Annotated in this window: 23 protein-coding genes; 17 read left to right on the plus strand and 6 right to left on the minus strand. The window is 71.2% G+C overall.

Annotation, left to right across the window (positions count from 1 at the left end; all coding sequences use genetic code 11):
- Window positions 1-48: 48 nt before the first annotated feature.
- From NR111_RS04930 to NR111_RS04965, 8 genes are all read left to right on the plus strand, one after another.
- Entirely contained in the window at window positions 49-1,755 is a 1,707-nt protein-coding gene (locus tag NR111_RS04930; protein WP_253701710.1) for a DASS family sodium-coupled anion symporter, read from the plus strand.
- A gap of 30 nt (window positions 1,756-1,785) precedes the next feature.
- Entirely contained in the window at window positions 1,786-2,961 is a 1,176-nt protein-coding gene (locus tag NR111_RS04935; RefSeq protein WP_067711948.1) for an aminotransferase class I/II-fold pyridoxal phosphate-dependent enzyme, read from the plus strand.
- 68 nt (window positions 2,962-3,029) lie between these two features.
- Entirely contained in the window at window positions 3,030-3,173 is a 144-nt protein-coding gene (locus NR111_RS04940) for a hypothetical protein (protein WP_156523484.1), read from the plus strand.
- 22 nt (window positions 3,174-3,195) lie between these two features.
- Window positions 3,196-4,635, plus strand: coding sequence for an adenylosuccinate lyase (purB, locus tag NR111_RS04945; protein ID WP_256820118.1), 1,440 nt, complete (start codon window positions 3,196-3,198; stop codon window positions 4,633-4,635).
- A gap of 78 nt (window positions 4,636-4,713) precedes the next feature.
- Window positions 4,714-4,932, plus strand: coding sequence for a hypothetical protein (locus NR111_RS04950; RefSeq protein ID WP_256820119.1), 219 nt, complete (start codon window positions 4,714-4,716; stop codon window positions 4,930-4,932).
- A 54-nt stretch (window positions 4,933-4,986) separates the two neighbouring features.
- The gene (locus NR111_RS04955; RefSeq protein ID WP_067712153.1) at window positions 4,987-5,850 is read left to right on the plus strand and encodes an alpha/beta hydrolase; all 864 of its coding nucleotides are present in this window, start codon (window positions 4,987-4,989) and stop codon (window positions 5,848-5,850) included.
- Between the two features lie 70 nt (window positions 5,851-5,920).
- Window positions 5,921-6,814 carry a phosphoribosylaminoimidazolesuccinocarboxamide synthase gene (locus tag NR111_RS04960; protein WP_067711957.1) on the plus strand — a complete coding sequence of 298 codons (894 nt, stop codon included), beginning with the start codon at window positions 5,921-5,923 and terminating at the stop codon, window positions 6,812-6,814.
- Window positions 6,811-9,087: a S9 family peptidase gene (locus NR111_RS04965; RefSeq protein ID WP_067711960.1), complete on the plus strand. Its 2,277-nt coding sequence runs from the start codon at window positions 6,811-6,813 to the stop codon at window positions 9,085-9,087. The genes NR111_RS04960 and NR111_RS04965 overlap by 4 nt, the downstream gene beginning before the upstream one ends.
- A gap of 107 nt (window positions 9,088-9,194) precedes the next feature.
- On the opposite strand, the gene NR111_RS04970 is transcribed toward NR111_RS04965, so the two are convergent.
- Window positions 9,195-9,749 carry a hypothetical protein gene (locus tag NR111_RS04970; RefSeq protein WP_067711963.1) on the minus strand — a complete coding sequence of 185 codons (555 nt, stop codon included), beginning with the start codon at window positions 9,747-9,749 and terminating at the stop codon, window positions 9,195-9,197.
- Window positions 9,746-10,024: a helix-turn-helix transcriptional regulator gene (locus NR111_RS04975; RefSeq protein WP_067711965.1), complete on the minus strand. Its 279-nt coding sequence runs from the start codon at window positions 10,022-10,024 to the stop codon at window positions 9,746-9,748. Before NR111_RS04975 ends, NR111_RS04970 begins: the two co-directional genes overlap by 4 nt.
- Window positions 10,025-10,087: 63 nt before the next feature.
- Here NR111_RS04975 and NR111_RS04980 point away from each other — a divergent pair, with 63 nt between their 5' ends.
- The 4 genes from NR111_RS04980 (at window position 10,088) to purQ (ending at window position 12,436) form a co-directional block, all read left to right on the plus strand.
- Complete coding sequence (locus NR111_RS04980) at window positions 10,088-10,585, plus strand: glutathione peroxidase (RefSeq protein WP_067711967.1); 498 nt, start codon at window positions 10,088-10,090, stop codon at window positions 10,583-10,585.
- 119 nt (window positions 10,586-10,704) lie between these two features.
- Window positions 10,705-11,409, plus strand: coding sequence for a DUF2334 domain-containing protein (locus tag NR111_RS04985; protein ID WP_067711968.1), 705 nt, complete (start codon window positions 10,705-10,707; stop codon window positions 11,407-11,409).
- Window positions 11,410-11,507: 98 nt separating this feature from the next.
- A complete protein-coding gene (gene purS, locus NR111_RS04990; RefSeq protein ID WP_067711971.1) occupies window positions 11,508-11,762 on the plus strand; it encodes a phosphoribosylformylglycinamidine synthase subunit PurS in 255 nt (84 codons plus the stop codon).
- The gene (gene purQ / locus NR111_RS04995) at window positions 11,759-12,436 is read left to right on the plus strand and encodes a phosphoribosylformylglycinamidine synthase subunit PurQ (protein WP_067711974.1); all 678 of its coding nucleotides are present in this window, start codon (window positions 11,759-11,761) and stop codon (window positions 12,434-12,436) included. Before purS ends, purQ begins: the two co-directional genes overlap by 4 nt.
- A gap of 86 nt (window positions 12,437-12,522) precedes the next feature.
- On the opposite strand, the gene NR111_RS05000 is transcribed toward purQ, so the two are convergent.
- The 3 genes from NR111_RS05000 to NR111_RS05010 form a co-directional block, all read right to left on the minus strand.
- The gene (locus tag NR111_RS05000; protein WP_067711977.1) at window positions 12,523-12,738 is read right to left on the minus strand and encodes a hypothetical protein; all 216 of its coding nucleotides are present in this window, start codon (window positions 12,736-12,738) and stop codon (window positions 12,523-12,525) included.
- Window positions 12,739-12,977: 239 nt separating this feature from the next.
- Window positions 12,978-13,169: a hypothetical protein gene (locus tag NR111_RS05005; RefSeq protein ID WP_067711981.1), complete on the minus strand. Its 192-nt coding sequence runs from the start codon at window positions 13,167-13,169 to the stop codon at window positions 12,978-12,980.
- 35 nt (window positions 13,170-13,204) lie between these two features.
- On the minus strand, window positions 13,205-13,393 hold the full coding sequence (locus NR111_RS05010) for a hypothetical protein (RefSeq protein ID WP_067711984.1): 189 nt from the start codon (window positions 13,391-13,393) through the stop codon (window positions 13,205-13,207).
- Window positions 13,394-13,827: 434 nt separating this feature from the next.
- Here NR111_RS05010 and NR111_RS05015 point away from each other — a divergent pair, with 434 nt between their 5' ends.
- From NR111_RS05015 to NR111_RS05025, 3 genes are all read left to right on the plus strand, one after another.
- On the plus strand, window positions 13,828-15,039 hold the full coding sequence (locus tag NR111_RS05015) for a trans-acting enoyl reductase family protein (RefSeq protein WP_067711986.1): 1,212 nt from the start codon (window positions 13,828-13,830) through the stop codon (window positions 15,037-15,039).
- 82 nt (window positions 15,040-15,121) lie between these two features.
- Window positions 15,122-17,422, plus strand: a complete 2,301-nt coding sequence (gene purL, locus NR111_RS05020) for a phosphoribosylformylglycinamidine synthase subunit PurL (protein WP_067711989.1) — start codon at window positions 15,122-15,124, stop codon at window positions 17,420-17,422.
- Window positions 17,423-17,462: 40 nt separating this feature from the next.
- On the plus strand, window positions 17,463-18,131 hold the full coding sequence (locus NR111_RS05025; protein ID WP_067711992.1) for a YoaK family protein: 669 nt from the start codon (window positions 17,463-17,465) through the stop codon (window positions 18,129-18,131).
- A gap of 21 nt (window positions 18,132-18,152) precedes the next feature.
- Here the strand turns inward: NR111_RS05025 and NR111_RS05030 are convergent, their stop codons facing one another.
- Window positions 18,153-19,298: a hypothetical protein gene (locus NR111_RS05030; protein ID WP_253701713.1), complete on the minus strand. Its 1,146-nt coding sequence runs from the start codon at window positions 19,296-19,298 to the stop codon at window positions 18,153-18,155.
- A gap of 54 nt (window positions 19,299-19,352) precedes the next feature.
- On the opposite strand from NR111_RS05030, the gene NR111_RS05035 reads away from it, so the two are divergent.
- Window positions 19,353-20,945, plus strand: a complete 1,593-nt coding sequence (locus tag NR111_RS05035; RefSeq protein WP_082923665.1) for an LssY C-terminal domain-containing protein — start codon at window positions 19,353-19,355, stop codon at window positions 20,943-20,945.
- Complete coding sequence (locus tag NR111_RS05040; RefSeq protein WP_067711998.1) at window positions 20,942-21,331, plus strand: sterol carrier family protein; 390 nt, start codon at window positions 20,942-20,944, stop codon at window positions 21,329-21,331. Before NR111_RS05035 ends, NR111_RS05040 begins: the two co-directional genes overlap by 4 nt.
- The last annotated feature ends 145 nt before the right edge of the window (window positions 21,332-21,476 follow it).

Raw genomic sequence — 21,476 nt, forward strand, 5'->3', positions numbered from 1 at the left:
GAGCACCCCGCTGGGAGGCGTCGGGGTGACCGGCGGAGGGAGCGGGCCATGACCGGCGGGGGCACGGACGCGGGCGGCACAGTCGACCGCAGGATCGTGATGGCACCACACCTGAGGGGGCTGGAGCCGGACCCCGACCGCGGGATGGAGATCGACCAGAAGTCACCCGGCGAGCTCGACCCCGCGGTGCCGCGGGGCGAGTTCGTCCGCAGCGTGATCGGCACCGTCGCCGGGCTGGCGGCGGCCGTGCTCGTGTACCTGGTCATGCCGGGCGATCTCGAACACAACGCGCGCCTCACCGCGGCGGTCGCCGTGCTCCTGGGCATCTGGTGGATGACCGAGTGCATCCCCATCCCGGCCACCGCGTTGGTGCCGCTCATCGTCTTCCCCGTCCTGGGTGAGGACGTCTCGGTCAACGACGTGGGCGCCGAGTACGGCAACAACATCATCTTCCTGTTCATGGGCGGCTTCCTCATCGCGATCGCCATGCAGCGCTGGAACCTGCACCGGCGGATCGCCCTGCTCACCGTGCGCGCGATGGGTACCCGGTCGACCCGGGTGGTCGCCGGGTTCATGATCGCCACCGCCTTCCTGAGCATGTGGGTGTCCAACACGGCCACGGCGGTGATGATGCTCCCGATCGGGGTGTCGGTGCTGATGCTCGCCTCCGAGCTCGGTGGGAAGGGCGGTGCCGGTGGGAAGGACCGTGCCGGTGGGAACGGCGGCGCCGGTGGGAACGACGACGAGGACGCGATCCCCCGGATGGACTCCTCGTCCGATCCGCGTTCCGAACAGGTGAAGCAGGCCGTGATCCGGTCGAACTTCGGCACCGCGCTGATGCTGGGCATCGCCTACGCGGCGTCGGTCGGGTCGCTGGCGACCATCATCGGCACCCCGCCCAACACCCTTCTCGCCGGCTACCTGGAGGGCGAGCACGACATCGTCCTGGGCTTCGGACGCTGGATGCTGGTCGGACTCCCGCTGGCGGTGGTCATGCTCGTGATCACGTGGTTCCTCCTCACCAAGGTGCTGTTCCGTCCCGAGATCGAGCGGATCCCCGGCGGTCGGGCACTGTTCGACGACGAACTGCGCAGGCTCGGCCCGACCTCGTCGGGCGAACGGCGCGTCCTGGCGGTGTTCGTCGCGGCGGCCGTGGCCTGGGTGGCCGTGCCGCTGGTGTGGGAGGACCCGCCGATCTCGGACGCCGGGATCGCGCTCACTGCCGGACTGCTGTTGTTCCTGCTGCCGGCCGGCACCGAGCGCGGGGTGCGGCTGCTCACCTGGGACGCCGCGCTGGGCCTGCCGTGGGGCGTGCTGCTGCTCTTCGGCGGCGGACTGGCACTGTCCGCGCAGTTCTCCGGTTCCGGGCTCACCGGGTGGATCGGCGAGCAGGCGTCGGCGCTCGACGCGCTGCCGACCGTCGCGCTGGTGCTCGTCGCGGCCGCCGGGGTCCTGTTCCTCACCGAGCTGACGAGCAACACCGCCACCGCCGCCACGTTCCTGCCGGTGGCCGGTGGCGTCGCCCTCGGTCTGGACCTGGACCCGATGTTCCTGGCCGTCCCGGTCGCGCTCGCCGCCACCTGCGCCTTCATGCTCCCGGTGGCGACCCCGCCCAACGCGATCGCCTACGGCTCGGGATACGTGACCATCGGGCAGATGATCCGCGGCGGGATCTGGCTCAACCTGATCGGGCTGATCGCCATCACCGCGGTCACCATGACGCTGTTGGTGTGGGTGTTCGGGCTGACCGGCTGATCGTCTGACCGGCCCGCTAGCGTCGGGGGCATGCCCGTCGCACGCGAACCCTCCCGCCGCTCGGCCGTCGAGCCCTTCCACGTCATGAGCGTCCTCGCCGCCGCCGCCCGCCGGCAGGAGACCCACGGCGACGTCATCTCGCTGTGCGCGGGGCAGCCCTCGACCCCGGCCCCCGGCCCGGTGCTCGCCGCCGCCCGCCACGCCCTGGACACCGAGATCCTCGGATACACCGAGGCGCTGGGTATCCGGCCGCTCCGCGAGGCGATCGCGGGGTACCACCGGCGGCGGGACGGGGTGGACGTGACGGCCGACGACGTCGTCGTCACCACCGGGTCCTCCGGCGGCTTCACCGTGCTGTTCCTCGCCGCGTTCGACCCCGGCGACACCGTCGTGATGGCACGCCCCGGCTACCCCGCCTACCGCAACACCCTCCAGGCCCTGGGCTGCCGGGTCCACGAGATCGCCTGCGGCCACGAGACCCGGTACCAACCCACGGTCGCGCAGCTCGAGGCGGTGACGGCGGAACTGGGGCACGCGCCCGCCGGCCTCATCGTGGCGAGCCCGGCGAACCCCACCGGCACGATCATCGACGCAGGCGAACTCGAGGCCCTCGCGCGCTGGTGCGAGGCCCACGGCACGCTGCTCATCAGCGATGAGATCTACCACGGCGTCACCTACGGCCGCCGGTGTGCGAGCGCGTGGCAGACCAGCCGCGAGGCCGTGGTGATGGGCTCGGTGTCCAAATACTTCTCCATGACCGGCTGGCGGATCGGCTGGATGCTGTTGCCGGAGTACCTGCGTGATCCCGTGGACCGCCTGATCGGCAACCTCACCATCTGTCCGCCCGCCGACGCCCAGTTCGCCGCCGTCGCCGCGTTCACCGAGGCCGCCGCCGCGGAGCTGGACGGCCACGTCGATCGGTACGCCCGCAACCGCGACCTGGTCCTGCGCCGACTGGGCGAGCTGGGCGTGGGGGAGATCGCGCCACCCGACGGCGCCTTCTACGCGTACTTCGACGTCTCACGCTGGACCGACGACTCGGTGGCATGGTGCGCGGAGGTGCTGGAACGCACCGGGGTCGCGTTGACGCCGGGCGTCGACTTCGACACCGTCGACGGTGGCCACACCGTCCGGCTGAGCTTCGCCGGCGGCACCGAGGAGATCGCCGAGGCCATGGACCGGCTGGAGGCAGTGCTCACCCCGTAGGTACCGGCCCCGTGGGCGGCTGTGATGTACGGCCCCCGCCGGCGGCCGGGGAACGCTACCGTCGGCGCATGGGTTCCGCCGAGATCATCACCGCCCTCGTCTACTTCACCCGGCCGTGGCTGCTGGCGCAGGCTCCGCTCACGGTGGAGCAGGTCTACCTCAACGCCCGGGAGATCCTGGCCGGGTCCACCGGCGGCTCGATGATCTCCTGACCGGGCTGCGATACTGGGGGGCGTGACCGCCCAGAGCAGCAAGTCCCGCATCTCCAACGTCCTCGCCTCGCGCTACGCGAGCGCCGACCTGGCCACGCTGTGGTCCGCCGAGCACAAGATCGTGCTCGAGCGGCAGCTGTGGATCGCGGTGCTGCGCGCACAACGCGACCTGGGCATCGACGTCCCCGACGGGGTGATCGAGGCCTACGAGGCGGTGATCGACCGCGTCGACCTCGGCTCGATCGCCGAGCGCGAGCGCGTCACCCGGCACGACGTCAAGGCCCGGATCGAGGAGTTCAACGACCTCGCCGGCCACGAGCACATCCACAAGGGCATGACGAGCCGAGACCTCACCGAGAACGTCGAGCAGCTCCAGGTGGTGCGGTCACTCGAGCTCGTCCGCGACCGGGGCGTCGCCGCGGTCCGGCGTCTGGCCGAGCACGCCGTCGCCCACCGCGACACCGTGATGGCCGGGCGCAGCCACAACGTCGCCGCGCAGGCCACCACGCTGGGCAAGCGTTTCGCCTCCGCGGCCGACGAACTGCTGGTGGCGTTGGAGCGCGTGGAGTCGTTGCTCGAGCGGTACCCCCTGCGCGGCATCAAGGGCCCGATGGGCACGGCGCAGGACATGCTCGACCTCCTCGGTGGTGACGCCGCCAAGATGACCGAGCTCGAGGGGCGGATCGCCGAGCATCTCGGTTTCGCCCGCACCTTCGACTCGGTGGGCCAGGTCTACCCGCGGTCGCTGGACCACGAGGTCGTCTCGGCGCTCGTGCAGCTCGGCGCCGGCCCGTCCTCGTTGGCCCAGACCATCCGGCTCATGGCCGGGCACGAGCTGGTCACCGAGGGCTTCCAGCCCGGCCAGGTCGGCTCGTCCGCGATGCCGCACAAGATGAACACCCGCTCCTGCGAGCGCGTGAACGGTCTGCAGGTCGTTCTCCGCGGTTACGGCTCCATGGCCGCCGAACTCGCGGGCGCGCAGTGGAACGAGGGCGACGTCTTCTGCTCCGTGGTGCGTCGTGTCGCGCTGCCGGATGCGTTCTTCGCCCTGGACGGAATGTTCGAGACGTTCCTCACCGTGCTCGACGAGTTCGGCGCCTACCCGGCCGTGATCGACAAGGAGCTCCAGCGCTACCTGCCGTTCCTCGCCACCACCAAGGTCCTCATGGCCGCGGTGCGCGCCGGGGTCGGCCGCGAGGTCGCGCACGAGGCGATCAAGGAGAACGCGGTGGCGGTGGCGCTGGCCATGCGCGAGGAGGGCCGCGAACCCGACCTCATCGACCGGCTCGCCGCCGACGACCGACTGCCGTTGGATCGCGCCGCGCTCGAGGAGGCGCTCGCGGATCGTGCCGCGTTCGTCGGCGCTGCCGGCGACCAGGTCGACGCGGTCGCCGCCCGCGTCGAGGCGCTCGTGGCCCGCCACCCGGAGGCGGCCGGCTACGCACCGGGTTCGATCCTCTGACACCCGGTCCGTAACCCGCCGGGCCCCCCGCCCGATAAGTCCTGTACACCGACGGCGGCGGGGCCCTCCCGTCGCCGAGTGACAAGGAAGGACCACCTCATGGTCACCAGGCCCGACGGCTCCATCGGGGGCGCACTGTACGACGTGTTCGGAATGATCCAGGCCGGGCTCGCCACGGCCAGTTCGGCCGTCGGGATCGACCCGGGGGCGTTCATGCAGCAGTTCTACGTTCCGATCGCGTTCTCTCTGATGCCGCTCGGTGCCGGCAGCCTCATCCTGGACCAGCTCGGGATCTGAGGCGGCCGGTCAATCGACGTCGCCGGTGGGGCTACCGGCGCTACTCTCGTGCTCATGCGCCAGACCCCCGTTCCCGTCCCCGGCACCTCCGGCCTGCAGGTGACCCTGCACCACGCTGACCAGCCCCGGGCGTTGCTGCTGCTCGTGCACGGCTTCGCCGAGCACTCCGGCCGGTACGGGCGGACCATCCGGTTTCTCACGGACCGGGGGATCAGCGTGGCCTCCTACGATCTGCGTGGCCACGGCACAGCTCCCGGGCCCCGCGCCAAGGTGTCGATGGAGACGCACATCCGCGACAACCTCGCGGTGCGTGACGCGGTGGTGGAGTGGAGCCGGTCCGCCGAGGGCGGCGGGGCCGAGTCCCTGCCCCGGTTGCTGATGGGGCATTCGATGGGCGGGTTGATCGCGGGGGAGTCCGCGCTCCGGCGGCCGTGGGACCTCAAGGGCCTCATCCTCTCCTCGCCCGGGCTCGTCGTGGGCGAGGGGACACCGGCACCGCTGCGCGTGGCGGCGCCCGTGATCGCTCGTCTCCTGCCGTTCCTGCCGGTGGAGAAGCTCGACCCGCACGACATCTCCCGAGTGCCCGAGTACGTCGAGGACTACACCTCGGATCCGCTGGTCCACCACAAGGGCGTGCCCGCGGTGACGGCGGGGACGATGCTCGCCGGCGGCCTCAAGTTCATCGAGCGGTCGCCGGCACTGCGGTTGCCGACGCTGATCCTCAACGGCTCGGCCGACACCATCACCTACCCGTCGGGCGCGCGGCGCTTCGCGCAGATCGCCGGTTCGGACCACGACCCGCGCCCGGAGATCACCTACCGGGAGTTCGAGGGCGGCCTCCACGAGCTGTTCAACGACCTGTGCGCCGAGGACGCGTACGCGGCGTTGGGGGAGTGGCTCGAGGCCCGACTGGGCTGAGTCCGACCAACCACGGGTGGGGGCCGACGGCCCCGACTCGGGACGTGGGCCTCCGGCTACGCTGGCCGTCATGCGACCCGATCTCTCCTCCTACCGCCATCTCGTCTCCGGAAAGGTCCGCGAGCTGTACGAGATCGACGGTGAGACGCTCCTCCTGGTGGCCACCGACCGAATCTCCGCCTACGACCACGTTCTCGGCACGCCCATCCCGGACAAGGGCCGCGTGCTCACCGCGATGAGCGCCTACTTCTTCGACGCCCTCGACGTGCCCAACCACCTGGCCGGGACGCTGGACGACGAGCGCATCCCGCTCGAGGTGCTCGGCCGCGCGATGGTGGTCCGTCGACTCGACATGGTCCCGGCCGAGTGTGTGGCCCGCGGTTACCTGACCGGGTCGGGGATGACCGAGTACCGGGAGTCGGGGACCGTGTGTGGCATCGAGCTGCCCGGGGGCCTGGTCGAGGCCAGCCGACTGCCCGAGCCGATCTTCACCCCGGCCACCAAGGCGGCGGTGGGGGATCACGACGAGAACATCTCGTTCGATCAGCTCACCGGGATCGTCGGGGCCGAGCTGGCCGAGCAGCTGCGTACGGCGACGCTGGACGTCTACGCGCGGGCCGCGGAGATGGCGGCCGAGCGCGGAGTGCTGCTGGCCGACACCAAGTTCGAGTTCGGCCTGGTCGACGGGGAGCTGATCCTGGCCGACGAGGTGCTCACCCCGGACTCATCGCGCTACTGGCCCGCTGACGAGTATTCGCCGGGCCGTGTGCAACCGAGCTTCGACAAGCAGTACGTGCGGAACTGGTTGACGGGCCCGGAGGCGGGCTGGAACTCCGATGCCGACACCCCGCCACCGGCTCTGCCGCAGGAGGTCGTGGACGCGACCCGGGCGCGCTACATCGAGGCCTACGAGCGCATCTCGGGCCGCTCGTTCGCCGACTGGATCGGGGGCGACGCAGCGTGAGCTCCACCGAGACGACCGACACCGACACCGACACCGCAGCCACCGACACCGCCGCCGCCGCGACCGCCACCACAGCCACCACCACGGGGCAGACGCCCACGCCGCCGCAGGCCGAGCGCCGGCCCCACCGTCGCGAGCACCACGGCCGCGTCTTCGTCGACGACTACGAGTGGTTGCGCGACAAGGACGCTCCGGCGACCCGCGCCTACCTCGAGGCGGAGAACGCCTACACCGATGCGATGACCGCCGACCTCAAGCCCCTGGAGGACGAGGTCTACGAGGAGATCCGCTCCCGCGTCAAGGAGACCGACATGTCGGTTCCGGTGCGCGCCAGCGGCTGGTGGTACTTCTCGCGCACCGAGGAGGGCCGCTCGTACGCCAGGCACTGTCGGGTCCCGGTCCCGCAGCAGTTCGTCGACGACCCGTCGGACCCTGCGGGCTGGGTTCCGCCCGAGGTCTCCCCGGACGTGGAGTTGCCGGGTGAGCAGTTGCTCCTCGACGGAAACGCCGAGGCGGAGGGTCACGACTACTTCGCGCTGGGCGCGTTCTCGGTCAGCCACGACGGCCGCGCACTGGCGTGGGCCACGGATACGGAGGGCGACGAGCGGTACACGCTGCGCTTCCGCTCGCTCGACCCGGACTACACGGCCCCGGACGAGGAGATCTCCGGGATCGCCGCCGGCGTGACCTGGTCCCGCGATGGCCGGTACGTCTTCTACGTCACCGTCGATGACGCCTGGCGACCGGACACGGTGTGGCGTCACCGGCTGGGCACGACGAGGGACGACGACGACAAGGTCTTCCACGAGCCCGACGAGTCCTACTGGATCGGGGTCGGCGAGACACGCAGCGAGAAGTTCCTGCAGATAGCGGCGGGGTCCAAGATCACCACCGAGGTGTGGTGCCTGGACTCGAACGATCCCGCTGGCGAGTTCTGGTGCGTCCGGCCGCGGCAGGAGGGCGTCGAGTACGACGTCGAGCACGCGGTCGTCGGTGGCGAGGACCGGTTCATCATCACCCACAACGACGGCGCCCCGAACTACGAGGTGGTCGAGGCGCCTGTCGGTCCGATCGAGGGCGAGCTGCGGGATCTGCGCACGCTGGTGGCCCACCGTGACGACGTCCGGGTGGAGGGCGTGGACGCCTTCGCGCGCGTGCTGGTGCTGGGGTACCGCGAAGCGGCGCTGCCGCGGTTCGCGCTGATGCCGCTCGAGCAGGGGTCCACGGCGGGAGTCGAGGCGTACGGGCGGTTCGAGCCCGTCGAGTTCGACGAGGAGCTGTACACCTCCGGTCCGGGGTCCAACCCGGAGTGGGACTCGCCGGTCCTGCGGTTCGGCTTCGGTTCGTTCGTCACGCCGGGCCGGGTCTACTCGCTCGACCTCGCCTCGGGGGAGCGGACGCTGCTGCGTGAGCAGGAGGTGCTCGGCGGGTACGACCCGAGCGGCTACGTCCAGCGACGCGACTGGGCGACGGCAGCGGACGGCACCCGGGTGCCGATCTCGCTGGTGATGTCCACCGGCACCGCCGCCCGCGTCGATGCCGGCGAGCAGGTGCCGACGCTGCTGTACGGCTACGGCTCGTACGAGACCAGCATCGATCCCGCGTTCTCGGTGGCGAGGCTCTCGCTGCTCGACCGGGGGATGGCCTTCGCCGTGGCGCACGTGCGGGGCGGCGGTGAGATGGGCCGGCTCTGGTACGAGAACGGCAAGACGCACACGAAGCGCAACACCTTCACCGACTTCGTCGACTGTGCGCGACACCTGGTCGACTCCGGGCTCACCGCCCCGGACCGGTTGGTCGCCGAGGGCGGAAGCGCGGGCGGTCTGCTGATGGGGGCGGTCGCGAATCTGGCCCCCGAGTTGTTCGCGGGCATCCAGGCCGTGGTGCCGTTCGTCGACCCGCTCACCTCGATCCTCATGCCGGAGCTGCCGCTGACGGTGATCGAGTGGGACGAGTGGGGCGATCCGCTGCACTCCGAGGAGGTCTACGACTACATGGCCTCGTACGCCCCGTACGAGAACATCGAGGCCAAGGACTATCCGGCCATCCTCGCGGTGACCTCGCTCAACGACACCCGGGTGCTGTACGTGGAGCCCGCCAAGTGGGTGGCCAGGCTGCGGGCGGTGTCCCCGTCGGCCAACTCGGCGGATCGGCCGGTGCTGCTGCGCTGTGAGATGAGCGCGGGTCACGGGGGAGTGTCCGGGCGCTACGAGCGGTGGCGTCAGACCGCGTTCGAGTACGCGTGGACCCTCCGCACGGCGGGCGCAGGCTAGACCCGCCCGGCGCCCACCCCACCCCGAGGATCCGCTACTCCAATTCGGGATCTGCTAGTCCCATCGGGATAGCGGATCCGGAATCGGAGTAGCGGATCTCCTGGGGATCAGGCGGTGTGGTCGGCGGCGGCGGGCCCGAAGTCGTCCGCGCTCTCGGGGGGCATGGTGCGGGTCATCGCGGCTGCGGGAATGACCGCCCCGGCCAGGAACGTGAGGATGCCGAGGCCTCCCATCACATAGGCGAGCCGGTGTCCGTCGCCGATCTCGAAGCTCGAACCGAAGATCAGCACCATCGAGATCACGAACAGTCCGCCAGTGACCAGCGAGAGCGACTGAGAGCGGGCCTGAAGGAGCGTCGCCAGCTCGAACTCGTCCAGGTATCGGGCGGGGGCGGTGTCCTTGGAGTCGATGGTGATGCGCAGCATCGTCCAGACCACGCAGATCACCACGGTCATGGGGAGCCAGGCCAGGATGATCGGGAACCAGAAGTAACCCGCCACCGCGATCGCGGCCATGATCGCCAGGCTCGCCCAGTTCAGGCGGACGAGCAGTCGGCGACGTGCCGGGGTGCGCCACGACGGGAGTCTGCCCTCCGTCCGGGTCTGCATCTTCTCGAATCGCTGCTCGGATCGGGTGAGGGTGTCGACGCGGTTGGAGGTCATGATCGGTCCTCTCGGGTGGGGCGGTAGATCTCGGCGGACATCGGTTGGAACTCCTCGCGGGAGAACACGGCCTCGACCGGCAGGTCGAAGACCGCGCAGATCCGGAAGGCCAGATCCAGGCTCGGGTAGTGGTCGCCTCTCTCGAGCGCCCCGACGGTCTGGGGGTTGACCTCGATCTGCTCGGCGAGCGCCGCACGGCTCAGGCGGCGCTCGGCCCGCAGCACGGCGATCCGGTTGTGGATGGGGAGCTTTTCTCCCCGTCGGACTGGACTCATGCATCTAAGTGTTGGGAAAACCCAACGATTTGTCAATGGTCCGTTGTGGGTAGGCTGGATCACATGAGTAGCGGAAGCATCCACGACATCTCGTTCACCACCATCGACGGCGAGCAGGCCAGCATGGGCGACTACGCGGGCCACGCGGTCCTCGTGGTCAACGTCGCCAGCGAGTGCGGGCTCACCCCGCAGTACGAGGGGCTGCAGGAGCTGGCGGACGACTACCGCGACCGCGGCCTCTTCGTGATCGGGTTCCCCTGCAACCAGTTCATGGGCCAGGAGCCGGGTGACGAGGACACCATCAAGGAGTTCACCTCCGGCAAGTACGGGATCACCTTCCCGCTCGCGGCCAAGGTCGACGTCAACGGGCCCGACCGACACCCGCTCTACGTCGAGCTCACCAAGGTGGCCGACTCCGACGGTGAGGCGGGGGACGTGCAGTGGAACTTCGAGAAGTTCCTGCTCTCGCCCGAGGGAGAGGTCGTCGGACGGTTCCGTCCCAAGGTCGAGCCCGGAGCCCCCGAACTGGTGGACGCGCTCGAGGAGACTCTTCCGATCTGACCGCGCCGGCGGGGATATCGGTCTCGGCACTGTGTCGCGCCGGCACTGTGTCGGGCTCGGCAATCTGGAGTACACCTCGCCGTCGTCACCGCGTCATCACTCCCTGACACGATCCCCCCATGACCCCGCACCTCATCGTCTCGGTCTCGGGACTCCGCGACACCACCCTCGACCACGCCGTCGACCTGGTCGGCGACCTCGAACGTCGATCCGTGCCGGTCTCGCTGCTCGTCGCCCCGCGGCGGGGGCGCGAGTACCGACTCGCCGACGACGACGGCACCCAGGAGTGGCTGCGGCATCGCCGGCGGCGGGGCGACGCCATCGTGCTGGGCGGTTACGACGACGCGGCGACCAGGCCCCGCAGGCCCGAGTTCGCCTCGATCGGACCCGCCGAGGCCGCCGTGCGTCTCACCGCCGCCGACCGGCTCATGGCGGAGATGGGCCTGCGGACCCGCGTGTTCGCCCCGCCGCGCTGGAACGCCTCCCCGGGATGCCTCAGGGCACTCCCCGGGGCGGGCTTCCACGTCTGTGCCGCGCTGACAGGGATCCACGACCTCCCGCGCGGCACCATCGAGCGGGGTCGGGCGCTCTCGATCGGCGAGGGGTTCGTCGCCGACGCCTGGTGGTGCCGGGCCCTCGTCGCCGCGGCCGGGCGCACCGCCGAGGCCGGCGGGACGGTCCGGCTCAACGTCGCGGCCGGGCAACTCTCGCGCCGGGCACCCCGGTCGGCGCTGCTCGACGCGGTCGATGCGGTCGTCGGAGAGTACGGTGCGCGGCCCGCCCGCTACGAGTGGTCTCCGGTCGCCCTCGTGGGTGCCGCGTGAGCTTTCGGTCCGGCGACCAGCGGCGGGTAGGATCGACCAGTGAGTCCCGGCCGGTCCGGGATCGTCCCGCGTAGCCGTCCGATCGAGGAGTTCCCACCGTGGCCCGAGTCGTCGTCGAAGTCATGCCCAAGGCCGAGATCCTCGATCCGCAGGGTCAGGCCATCCACCGAGCCCTCGGCCGTCTGGGCCACGGCGGAGTCACCGACGTCCGGCAGGGCAAGCGGTTCGAACTCGAGGTCGCCGACGGCGTGACGGAGGCCGAGCTCGAGGAGATCGCGTCGTCCCTCCTGGCAAACACCGTGATCGAGGACTGGAAGGTCGTCCGCGTGGACACCGCGGAGGCGGCCTCGTGACCGCACGGATCGGCGTCATCACCTTCCCCGGCACGCTCGACGACATCGACGCGTCCCGTGCCGTCACCCGGGCCGGGGCCGAGGCCGTCTCCCTGTGGCACGACGACGCCGACCTCAAGGGCGTCGACGCCGTGGTGGTCCCCGGCGGCTTCTCCTACGGCGACTACCTGCGGTGCGGTGCCATCGCCTCGATGGCCCCCGTCATGGGTGAGGTCATCTCGGCCGCTAAGGGCGGCATGCCCGTGCTGGGGATCTGCAACGGTTTCCAGATCCTGTGCGAGGCCGGGCTCCTGCCCGGCGCCATGGGACGCAACCGAGACATGCACTTCATCTGCCGCGACGAGTGGCTGCGGGTGGAGAACAACGGCACGGCCTGGACCTCCCGGTTCGAGCAGAATGCCGAGATCCTCATCCCGCTCAAGTCCGGCGAGGGCCGCTACATGGCCACGCCCGAGACCATCGAGCAGCTCGAGGCCGAGGGGCGCGTGGTCTTCCGCTACGCCGGTGACGCCCCCAACGGCTCCACCAACAACATCGCCGGCATCAGCTCCGCCGACGGTCGCGTGGTGGGTCTCATGCCGCACCCCGAGCACGCGATCGACCCGCTGACCGGGCCGTCCGACGACGGGCTGGGCCTGTTCCTATCCGCGCTGGACGCGGTCGTGAAGGTCTAATCGACACACCTCGAGGCCCCGCAGAGCGGCCATAGAAAGGGCCCGCCGGGAGTGATCCCGGCGGGCCCTTCTTGTTTCCGTGAACGTCAGAGCGGGAGGTTCACGCCACCGTCGCCGAAGAGGCTTCCGGTGCTGCCGAGATCGAAGCCGAGATCGCCGATGAAGTTCAGAAGCAGGGTCGGGCCGATTACCAGTGCGGCCGACAGGGTGTCGATGACGGACGAGCCGACGGGGTCGGCGCTTCCCGTGAGGTCGGCACTCAGGGGGCCGGTGATTTCAGCGATGGAACCGGTGAGGTCCACGGGGTCTCCTTGGGGTCAGGGCCCGGCCTCACGAGGCTGAGCCGCAGTGTCGCGACCCGGGTGGTCGCGCACCGGCTCATTTTGCACAGGTACTTAGGAATTCACTTACTTTCACAGGAGATGTGTCGCACGTCACTTGGTGTTGTTGGTGATGACGAAGAGGCGCGCCGCCCGGCGATCGGGCGGCGCGTCGCTGCCGCTCAGGGGAGTCGGTGGGGCGGCCGTTCCGGCCGACGGCGCTATGGCCCCCAGGTGCTGCCGATGTCGGCGCCCGCCATGGCGGCCAGGCTCCCGAAGAGTGAGGGGAGCGAGACGAGGGTGCCGAGGATCGTGTCGATCGCCGACGACCCGGTGGGGCCTCCGGCGAGGCTTCCTCCCAGCGTCGTACTGAGAGGCGCTGTGGCGTCATAGATGGAACCGGTGAGGTCCATGGGGTGTCTCCTTGGTTGGTGGGTGGCGGATTCGGTCAGGCGCCGGTGGTGCTGCCCAGGTCGGCGCCGATTCCGGCGAGGACGCCGAGCAGATACCCGGGCGCGGCTGTCAGGGCAAAGGCGACGGTATCGATGAAGGACGAGCCCGTGAGGCCGAGGACGCTGCCCGTGACCTGCGTGCTCAGGGGACTGGTGGCGTCGAAGATCGAGCCGGTGAGGTCCATGTGGGACTCCTTGGTTGAGTGGTTCGTGCTGCTCCCCGTCTGGAGTGCGGCCGCGGCGGCCGAGGGGCCGTCGCTCGCCCGGCGAAACCGGGTCGGTGAAAAGTATCTCACCGCGTGGCGCGAGGCGCGTTAAGAGCAACCAAGCTGTGATATAAGCCAGGCGAACATCAGGTGCCCCCTGAACGTGAGGGTGCGAACGACAACTTCATGGGCAGCGCGTTGATGTGCGGTGGTGGCGAGGCAGGCCGCCTCAGCGCAGACCCGGCCGCGGCGCCGCGCGCGAGAACCGGCGGGCCCGCTGTCCTCGGATCGGCCACGGTGTTGACGGGCGGTCCAGTTCGCCGCTGCCAGGTCATGCTCCGCGATCCGCGGTCGCAACGGTTCCGATGTCGTCGCGCCGTCGTCGACCGCCACGGATGCGGTAGAACCGTGGGATGAGCGATACCAACAGCCAGCCCGTCTCCGCGCCCGACAAGGCCGACCGGCCGTTCGACATCGTGCTCTACGGTGCCACCGGGTTCACCGGGGGACTGGTGGCCGAGTACCTGTTGCGGCACATGCCCGAGGGTGGTTCCTGGGCGGTCGCGGGCCGGAACCGGACCAAGCTGGACGCGATCGTCGCCCGACTGGCCACCGAGATGCCCGACGTCCCCGCGCCCGGGGTCGTCGTCGCGGACACCGACGACGCGCGATCGCTGGCGGAGATGGCACGGTCCGCTCGCGTCATCATCACCACCGTCGGCCCGTACCTCGAGTACGGCGAGCCCCTGGTGGCCGCCTGCGCCGAGGCCGGAACCGACTACGTGGACCTGACCGGGGAGCCCGAGTTCGTCGACCGCATGTACCTCGAGTATCACGACGTGGCCGTGGCTTCCGGCGCACGGATCGTCCACGCCTGCGGTTTCGACTCGATCCCCCACGACCTGGGCGTGTTCTACACCATGAAGCAGGTGCCCGAGGGCGTGCCCGCGGTGGTGTACGGGGCCGTCCACGCGGACGCCCAGTTCTCCGGCGGAACCTTCCACTCGGCCATCGGCCAGTTCGCGCGCCTGCGGGACGCGGCGAAGACCGCCAAGCTCCGGCGACAGAAGGAGGGCAGGGTCTCCGGTCGGCGGATCAAGTCGGTCCAGGGCAAGCCGCACCGGGACAGCGTGCTGGGCCGGTGGCTCGTGCCGCTGCCGACCATCGACCCGCAGATCGTCCTGCGGTCGGCCGCAGCCCTTGAGAGCTACGGGCCGGACTTCACCTACTCGCACTACGCCTCGGTCGGCTCGCCCGTCACCGCCACGGCCGGCATGGTCGGTGTCGGCGCGCTCGCGCTCGGCTCGCAGGTCGGCCCCATCCGGTCGCAGATCCTCAAGCGGATCGACCGCGGGGCCGGGCCGAGCGAGTCCCGCCGGGCCCGGTCCTCGTTCGACGTCACGTTCGTCGCGCTCGCCGGCGGCCGTCGGATCGTCACCCGGGTCTCGGGGGGCGACCCCGGGTACACCGAGACGTCGATGATGCTCGCCGAGTCGGGTCTGAGTCTGGCGTTCGACGACCTGCCCGCGCTCTCGGGTCAGCTCACCACGGCCCAGGCCATGGGTGACGCCCTGCTGGACCGGGTCCAGCGCGGCGGCCTGACGTTCGAGGTCCTGTCGACGTAGGGCGGGCCCCGGGCGGCCCCGCACGAGGTGGGGCCGAAGGCGTCGATTCGCCACCCGGAGGGGGCCGACTAGACTCGGCCCCGTGACCTCTCACGTGGACTCCATCTCGCACGCCTCCGACACCCCCGAGCTGGCCCAGCCGTGGGCGGAACTCGGACTCAAGGAGGACGAGTACGCCCGCATCCGGGAGATCCTGGGGCGTCGCCCCACGGACGCCGAGCTGGCCATGTACTCCGTCATGTGGTCGGAGCACTGCTCCTACAAGTCGTCCAAGGTGCACCTGAAGTACTTCGGGGAGACCACCACCGACGAGATGCGCTCGTCCATGCTCGCCGGCATCGGTGAGAACGCCGGCGTCGTGGACATCGGCGGCGGCTGGGCCGTGACGTTCAAGGTGGAGTCGCACAACCACCCCTCGTACATCGAGCCCTACCAGGGCGCCGCGACCGGTGTCGGCGGGATCATCCGCGACATCATGGCGATGGGTGCGCGGCCGGTGGCCGTGATGGACCAGCTTCGCTTCGGCCCCGCCGACGCCGACGACACGCACCGCGTGCTCCCCGGCGTCGTGGCGGGCGTCGGCGGCTACGGCAACTGCCTGGGCCTGCCCAACATCGGTGGCGAGACCGTGTTCGACGAGTCCTACGCCGCCAACCCTCTGGTCAACGCCCTCGGCGCGGGCGTCATGCGCGTCGAGGACCTGCACCTGGCGTTCGCCTCCGGCACTGGCAACCGGATCATCCTGTTCGGTGCCCGCACCGGCCTCGACGGGATCGGTGGCGTGTCGGTGCTCGCCTCCGAGACCTTCGACGTGGATGAGCACGGCGCGCCGGTCAAACCCCGCAAGCTCCCGGCCGTCCAGGTGGGCGACCCGTTCATGGAGAAGGTCCTCATCGAGTGCTGCCTCGACCTGTACCGCGAGGAACTGGTCGTGGGCATCCAGGACCTCGGCGGAGCCGGCCTGGCGTGCGCCACCTCCGAGCTGGCGGCGGCCGGCGACGGCGGCATGCACATCGTGCTCGACAACGTCCCGCTGCGTGCGGAGGGCATGACCGCCGCGGAGATCCTCTCGAGTGAGTCGCAGGAGCGCATGTGCGCCGTGGTGACGCCGGAGAACGTCGAGGCCTTCATGGAGGTGTGCCGCCGCTGGGACGTGCTGGCCGCCGACATCGGCGAGGTCACCGACGGCGACCGGCTCACCATCGAGTTCCGCGGCGAGACCGTCGTGGACGCCCCGCCGGAGTCACTGGCCGACGAGGGACCGGTCTACGAGCGCCCCGTCGAGCGCCCCGCCGACCAGGACGCTCTGCAGGCCGACACCACCGCGAACCTGGCCCGCCCGGCCACCGGTGACGAGCTGCGTCAGACCCTTCTGGACATGATCTCCAGCCCGGCGCTGTGCTCGCGCAAGTTCATCACCGAGCAGTACGACCGGTACGTCCGCGGCAACACGATCCTCGCGGAAGCCGCCGACGGCGGTGTCCTGCGCATCGACGAGGAGACCGGTCGCGGCATCGCGCTGTCGACCGACGCCTCCGGTCGCTACACCAAGCTCGACCCGTACACCGGCGCCCGACTGGCCCTGGCGGAGGCCTTCCGCAACGTCGCCGTCACCGGCGCCACCCCGGTCGCGGTGACCAACTGCCTGAACTTCGGCTCCCCCGAGGACCCGGGCGTGATGTGGCAGTTCCGCGAGGCCGTCCACGGCCTGGCCGACGGGTGCGCCGAGCTCGGCATCCCCGTCACCGGCGGCAACGTCTCGTTCTACAACCAGACCGGCTCCACGCCGATTCTGCCGACGCCCGTCGTGGGCGTGCTCGGGGTGATCGACGACGTCGCCCGCCGCACGCCCACCGCGTTCGGTGACACCCCCGGCGAGAGCATCTACCTCCTCGGCGAGACCCGGGACGAGCTCGACGGGTCCATCTGGGCCCAGGTCGCCCACGACCACCTCGGCGGCCTGCCCCCGACGGTGGACCTGGCGTGGGAGGCCACCCTGGCCCGCATCATGGCGACCAGCTCCAAGGACGGCCTCATCACCGGCGCCCACGACCTGTCCGAGGGCGGCCTCGCGCAGGCTCTCGTGGAGTCGGCGCTGGCGGGCGAGTGCGGCATCCGCGTCGTGCTGCCCGAGGGCGCCGACCCGTTCGTGTGGCTGTTCTCCGAGTCCTCCGGACGCGTGATCGTCTCCGTGCCGCGGGGCGAGGAGATCCGCTTCCAGCAGATGCTCACCGCGCAGCACATCCCGCACGCGCGGGTCGGCGTGACCGACCCCGACTCGGGCACGTTCGAGGTGCAGGGCCAGTTCACCCTCACCACCGACGAGTTGCGCGCCGCCCACGAGGGGACGCTGCCGGCTCTGTTCGGCGTCGACCCCGTCTGAGTCGTCGGGGAGGACGGCCGGACCGGGGACAGGCGGGCGGATGCGCGACCTGCGCGGGCGTGAGCGGGTCCTCGCGGTGGTGCTCGCCGCCACCGCGGGGTTCGTCGACGCCGTCGGCTTCCTCGTGGTGGGCGGCTACTTCGTGTCCTTCATGAGCGGGAACTCCACCCGCATGGTCGTCGACCTCTCTGGCGGTGACCTCGCAGGTGCCGCCATCGCCGCCGTCGTGCTGGTCTCGTTCTTCCTGGGGGCGGTCGGGGGCGCGGTGGTGACCCGACGCCGCAACCTCGACGACCGACCGGCGGTCCTGTCCCTCGTGGCGTTCCTACTCCTGCTCTCGCTCGTCCTGCACTGGGTCACCACGGCCACGGTGCTCGGGGCGCCGGTGTCGGTCGCGGCAGCGGCGGCATCGATGGGGGCCATGAACTCCGTCTTCCACTCCGGTGGCGAGGTCTCGCTCGGCGTGACGTACATGACGGGCGCGGTGGTGAAGTCGGCCCACCGCCTGGTCGACGCGCTGGCCGGGGGATCGTGGGCCCCGTACCGCCAGCAGGTGGCCCTGTGGTCCGCGCTCGTCCTCGGTGGTGTCGCCGGCGCACTGCTGCACGTGGCCATGGGCGCCACCGCGCTCGCGCTGGCCGCGGCGGTCGTGATCGGCGCGGCGGTCGTGACCGTCCTGCTGCGCGCCCGGGACTACCGCACCCCCTGACGGCCCGTCAGGGCCCCGGGCCTACGGCAGCCCTCGTCGTCGTGCCCCCAGGTAGGCCTCCCGCGCGGCGAGGCCACGGACCACCTCGTCGAGCATCGGACGTACGAACCGTTCCTTGTGCGCTGCGTCGGAGGCCGCCGCGGCGGCCAGGTTGAGCGCGGAGAACGTCGCCAGCATCAGCGACACGCGCACGAGGGTGACGCTGACCGGGAGTCCGAACAGCAGCCCGCCCGGCTCGTCGGGAGGACGCAGCGTCCACCGGGTCTCGGTGATCTCGGGGACGGCGATCCACCCGAGGGTCACGAAGAACAGGAACACGAGCGTGGCGAACAACGCCGCCTGGATCAGGGTCGCCAGCACGGGCACCAGCACCAGGTTCACCCGCTCGCCCGGACGCAGCGGGTGGTCCGGCGCGCGCCCGCCCAGGTCCTGGATGATGTCGTCGCGGGTGGAGATGCCCACCAGCAGCACGGTGAGCACCACCATGACGCCCAACACGGCGAACGTCCGCGGCCAGGACAGTTCCACCATGACCTGCCAGATCTCCACGCTGAAGAACAGGAACAGCACCGCCAGCATGAGGATCGGCAGCACCCTCGCCACCATCGGCCCCATGGTTGCCAGTTCCCGCCGCACGCGCCGCGCCGACCAGCGCACCAGCGAGCCCAGCCCCGTGTAGGTGCCCACCAGGACGCCCACCGCGAGCAGGACGGTGGTGCGGTACGAGGGGCCGTCGTGGGGGTCGAACACGACGTGGGGGACGACGACGAGGGCGATCAGTGCCCCGAGACCGATCGCCGAGCCGGCCACCGGGCGCGCGCGACGGGCCGCCGTCGACACCAGCCATCCCACGAGTGGGGCGGCGACCCAGAGCGCGACCGCGAGTAGGAGCAGTTCGAAGATCGGCTCCGGGGCGTCGAGCAGATCCGGCTCCGCCCCCGGCCCGGCCCGCTCGAGCAGCGCGATCATGTAGTCGTTCGACCGGTCCACGGCGGCGATCCCGGTGGCGGCCACCGCGAGCCCGGCACCGACGCCGGCGGAGCGGGGGAGCACCTCGCGGCGCCGCGTGGCCGGGGCGATCACGAGCGGCAACCCCAGGGCGCGCAGGTGGTCCTCGTGGGCGGTCAGACTGCTCGCGGGGGTGGGGTCGGGCGTGGGCACGCGCATATTCTCGCAGTGATCGGGCTCCGCACGGGACGGACCGGCGGCTATCGTCGATCCATGTCCACCAGCGAGCGCACGACGCCCGTCGCGGGCGGCGGCGCCGACCCGGCGGCTCCGGCCGTGACGGGAGTCCCCGTCGAGCCCGGCCGCCCGACCGAACCGCCCGTCTACGTCAGCCCGCCGACCAAGGTCCGCGACGACACGGTGCGGCCACCCCTGCCGGGCCTCGCGGTGGACACCGTGTTCTTCTCGGTCGCCACCCTGTCGGCGGGCTGGCTGGGCTGGCGGTTGCTGAGCGACGTCTGGCACCACACCTGGTGGCATCTGTTCCTGCTGATCCCGTTCTGGGCGCTGGTCGCCTACCTGGTGCTGCCGCGCCTGCAGACGCTCGTCACGTCGGTGTACGTGCCCGGGTACTTCATCGCCCGCACCCGCACCTCCGACGGTCTGCTGGGGGATCCGGTCAACCTCGCCGTCGACGGCACGGCCCGCCAGATCCACGAGGCGATGACCGCCTGCGGCTGGGTGCTGGCCGACGACATCACGGTCCGCTCCTCGTGGGGGATCATCATGTCCTCGGTCCTGCGTCGGTCCTACCCGTCGGCGCCGGTCAGTCCGTTGCGGCTCTTCGGTCGCCGGCAGTGCCTGGCGTATCAGCAGGAGGTCGAGGGCAACGCCGCGCAGCGCCACCACGTGCGCTTCTGGCGGTGCCCGGACGGGTGGCTGCTGCCCGGCGGGCACCGCGTGCAGTGGCTCGGCGCCGGCACCTACGACCGCGCGGTGGGCCTGTCGCTGTTCACCCTCCAGGTGACCCACAAGATCGACGCGGACATCGACGTCGAGCGCGACTACATCGTCGACTCCATCCGGTACCACGTCCCCGGTGTGGGGGTCCGGGTGCTGGAGAACTTCTCGACCGGCTACCACTCCCGCAACGGTGGCGGTGACGCCATCCGCACCGACGGGGACCTGCCCGTGCTGGACCTGCGCAGCGTGCCGGTGCCCGAGGCGTCGGTGGCCGACCTGCCGCCGGGCGTGGTGCGCGCGGCCCGCGGGTTCGACGACCCGGTCGCCGAGGGCGGCGTCGCCTCGGGGGATCCGGACCGCCCGGCCGACGACGTCGCGCCCGACCCCGGCCACCTGCCGCGGCCGGCGGCGCTCACCGCGGGGTGCGCACTCGTCGCCGTCAGCGTCCTCGTGTTGACCGTGCTGGCGTTGCGCGACCTGCTGGGCGGGACGGACCTGGAGGAGTTCGCGGGGCTCGAGCAGTCCGAGGTGGTGCCCGCGGTCGTGGCGCTCGCGCTGTTCATCGGCGCGACCTACGGCGCGATGGGGGTTCTGGCACTGCTCACCTACCTGGGGTACGCCCGGCCGCGCGTGTGGTTGCTGACACTGACCGTGGTGAGCACCGTCTCCACCGAGTACGGGCGCGTGTCCACCGATGCCGAGCAGGACACCTTCCTCGGCGGGTACCCCGTCCTGGCGGTCAACGTCCTCATCATGTTGTTGCTCACGAGCCTGGCCGCGCGGACGTGGAGTCGGCGCACCGCCCAGGACCGTCGCGACCGCCGTCGGGGCGTGCGCACCGGCGCGCGGGGACTGCCGGTCGCCGCGGACCCGGTCCTCGTGGCGGCGGGGGATCCGACGTGAGCCGCGTCCCCGACGCCGCGGCGGTGCGCGCGGCCGTCGAGGCGGTGACACCGTGGCTCGACGACGACGACGAGGCGGCCGCCAGACCTGGTCGGTCCGCGTTGGCGGCGGCGGTCCGCGGCACCGTGGAGATCCTCGCGGCGGAGCTGCCGGGACGGTCGGTCGAGGTCCGGGTGCCGCCGTTCGCCGCGGCGCAGTGCGTGGAGGGGCCCCGGCACACCCGCGGCAGCCCCCCGAACGTCGTCGAGACGGACCCCCGCACCTGGCTGGAGTTGGCGACGGGCCGGCTCGACTGGGACTCGGCGATCTCCGAGGGCCGGGTGCGCGCCTCGGGGACCCGGGCGGCGGCGGTCGCCGCGGGGCTGCCGGTCGTCCGGCCGGGGTGAGGGGCCCGACCGGGTGCGGGGCTCAGCCGGGGGGTGGGGCTCGGTCGGGTGCCTCGTGACGGGGCGGGCGCGGACGCCCGGCGGAGGGGGGCTGCGCGCCGGACTTTGGGGCCGCGGGGGTCGGTGACCGTAGACTTGCAGGCGC

The organism is Dietzia sp. Die43, assembly GCF_024519835.1.
Lineage (GTDB): Bacteria > Actinomycetota > Actinomycetes > Mycobacteriales > Mycobacteriaceae > Dietzia > Dietzia kunjamensis.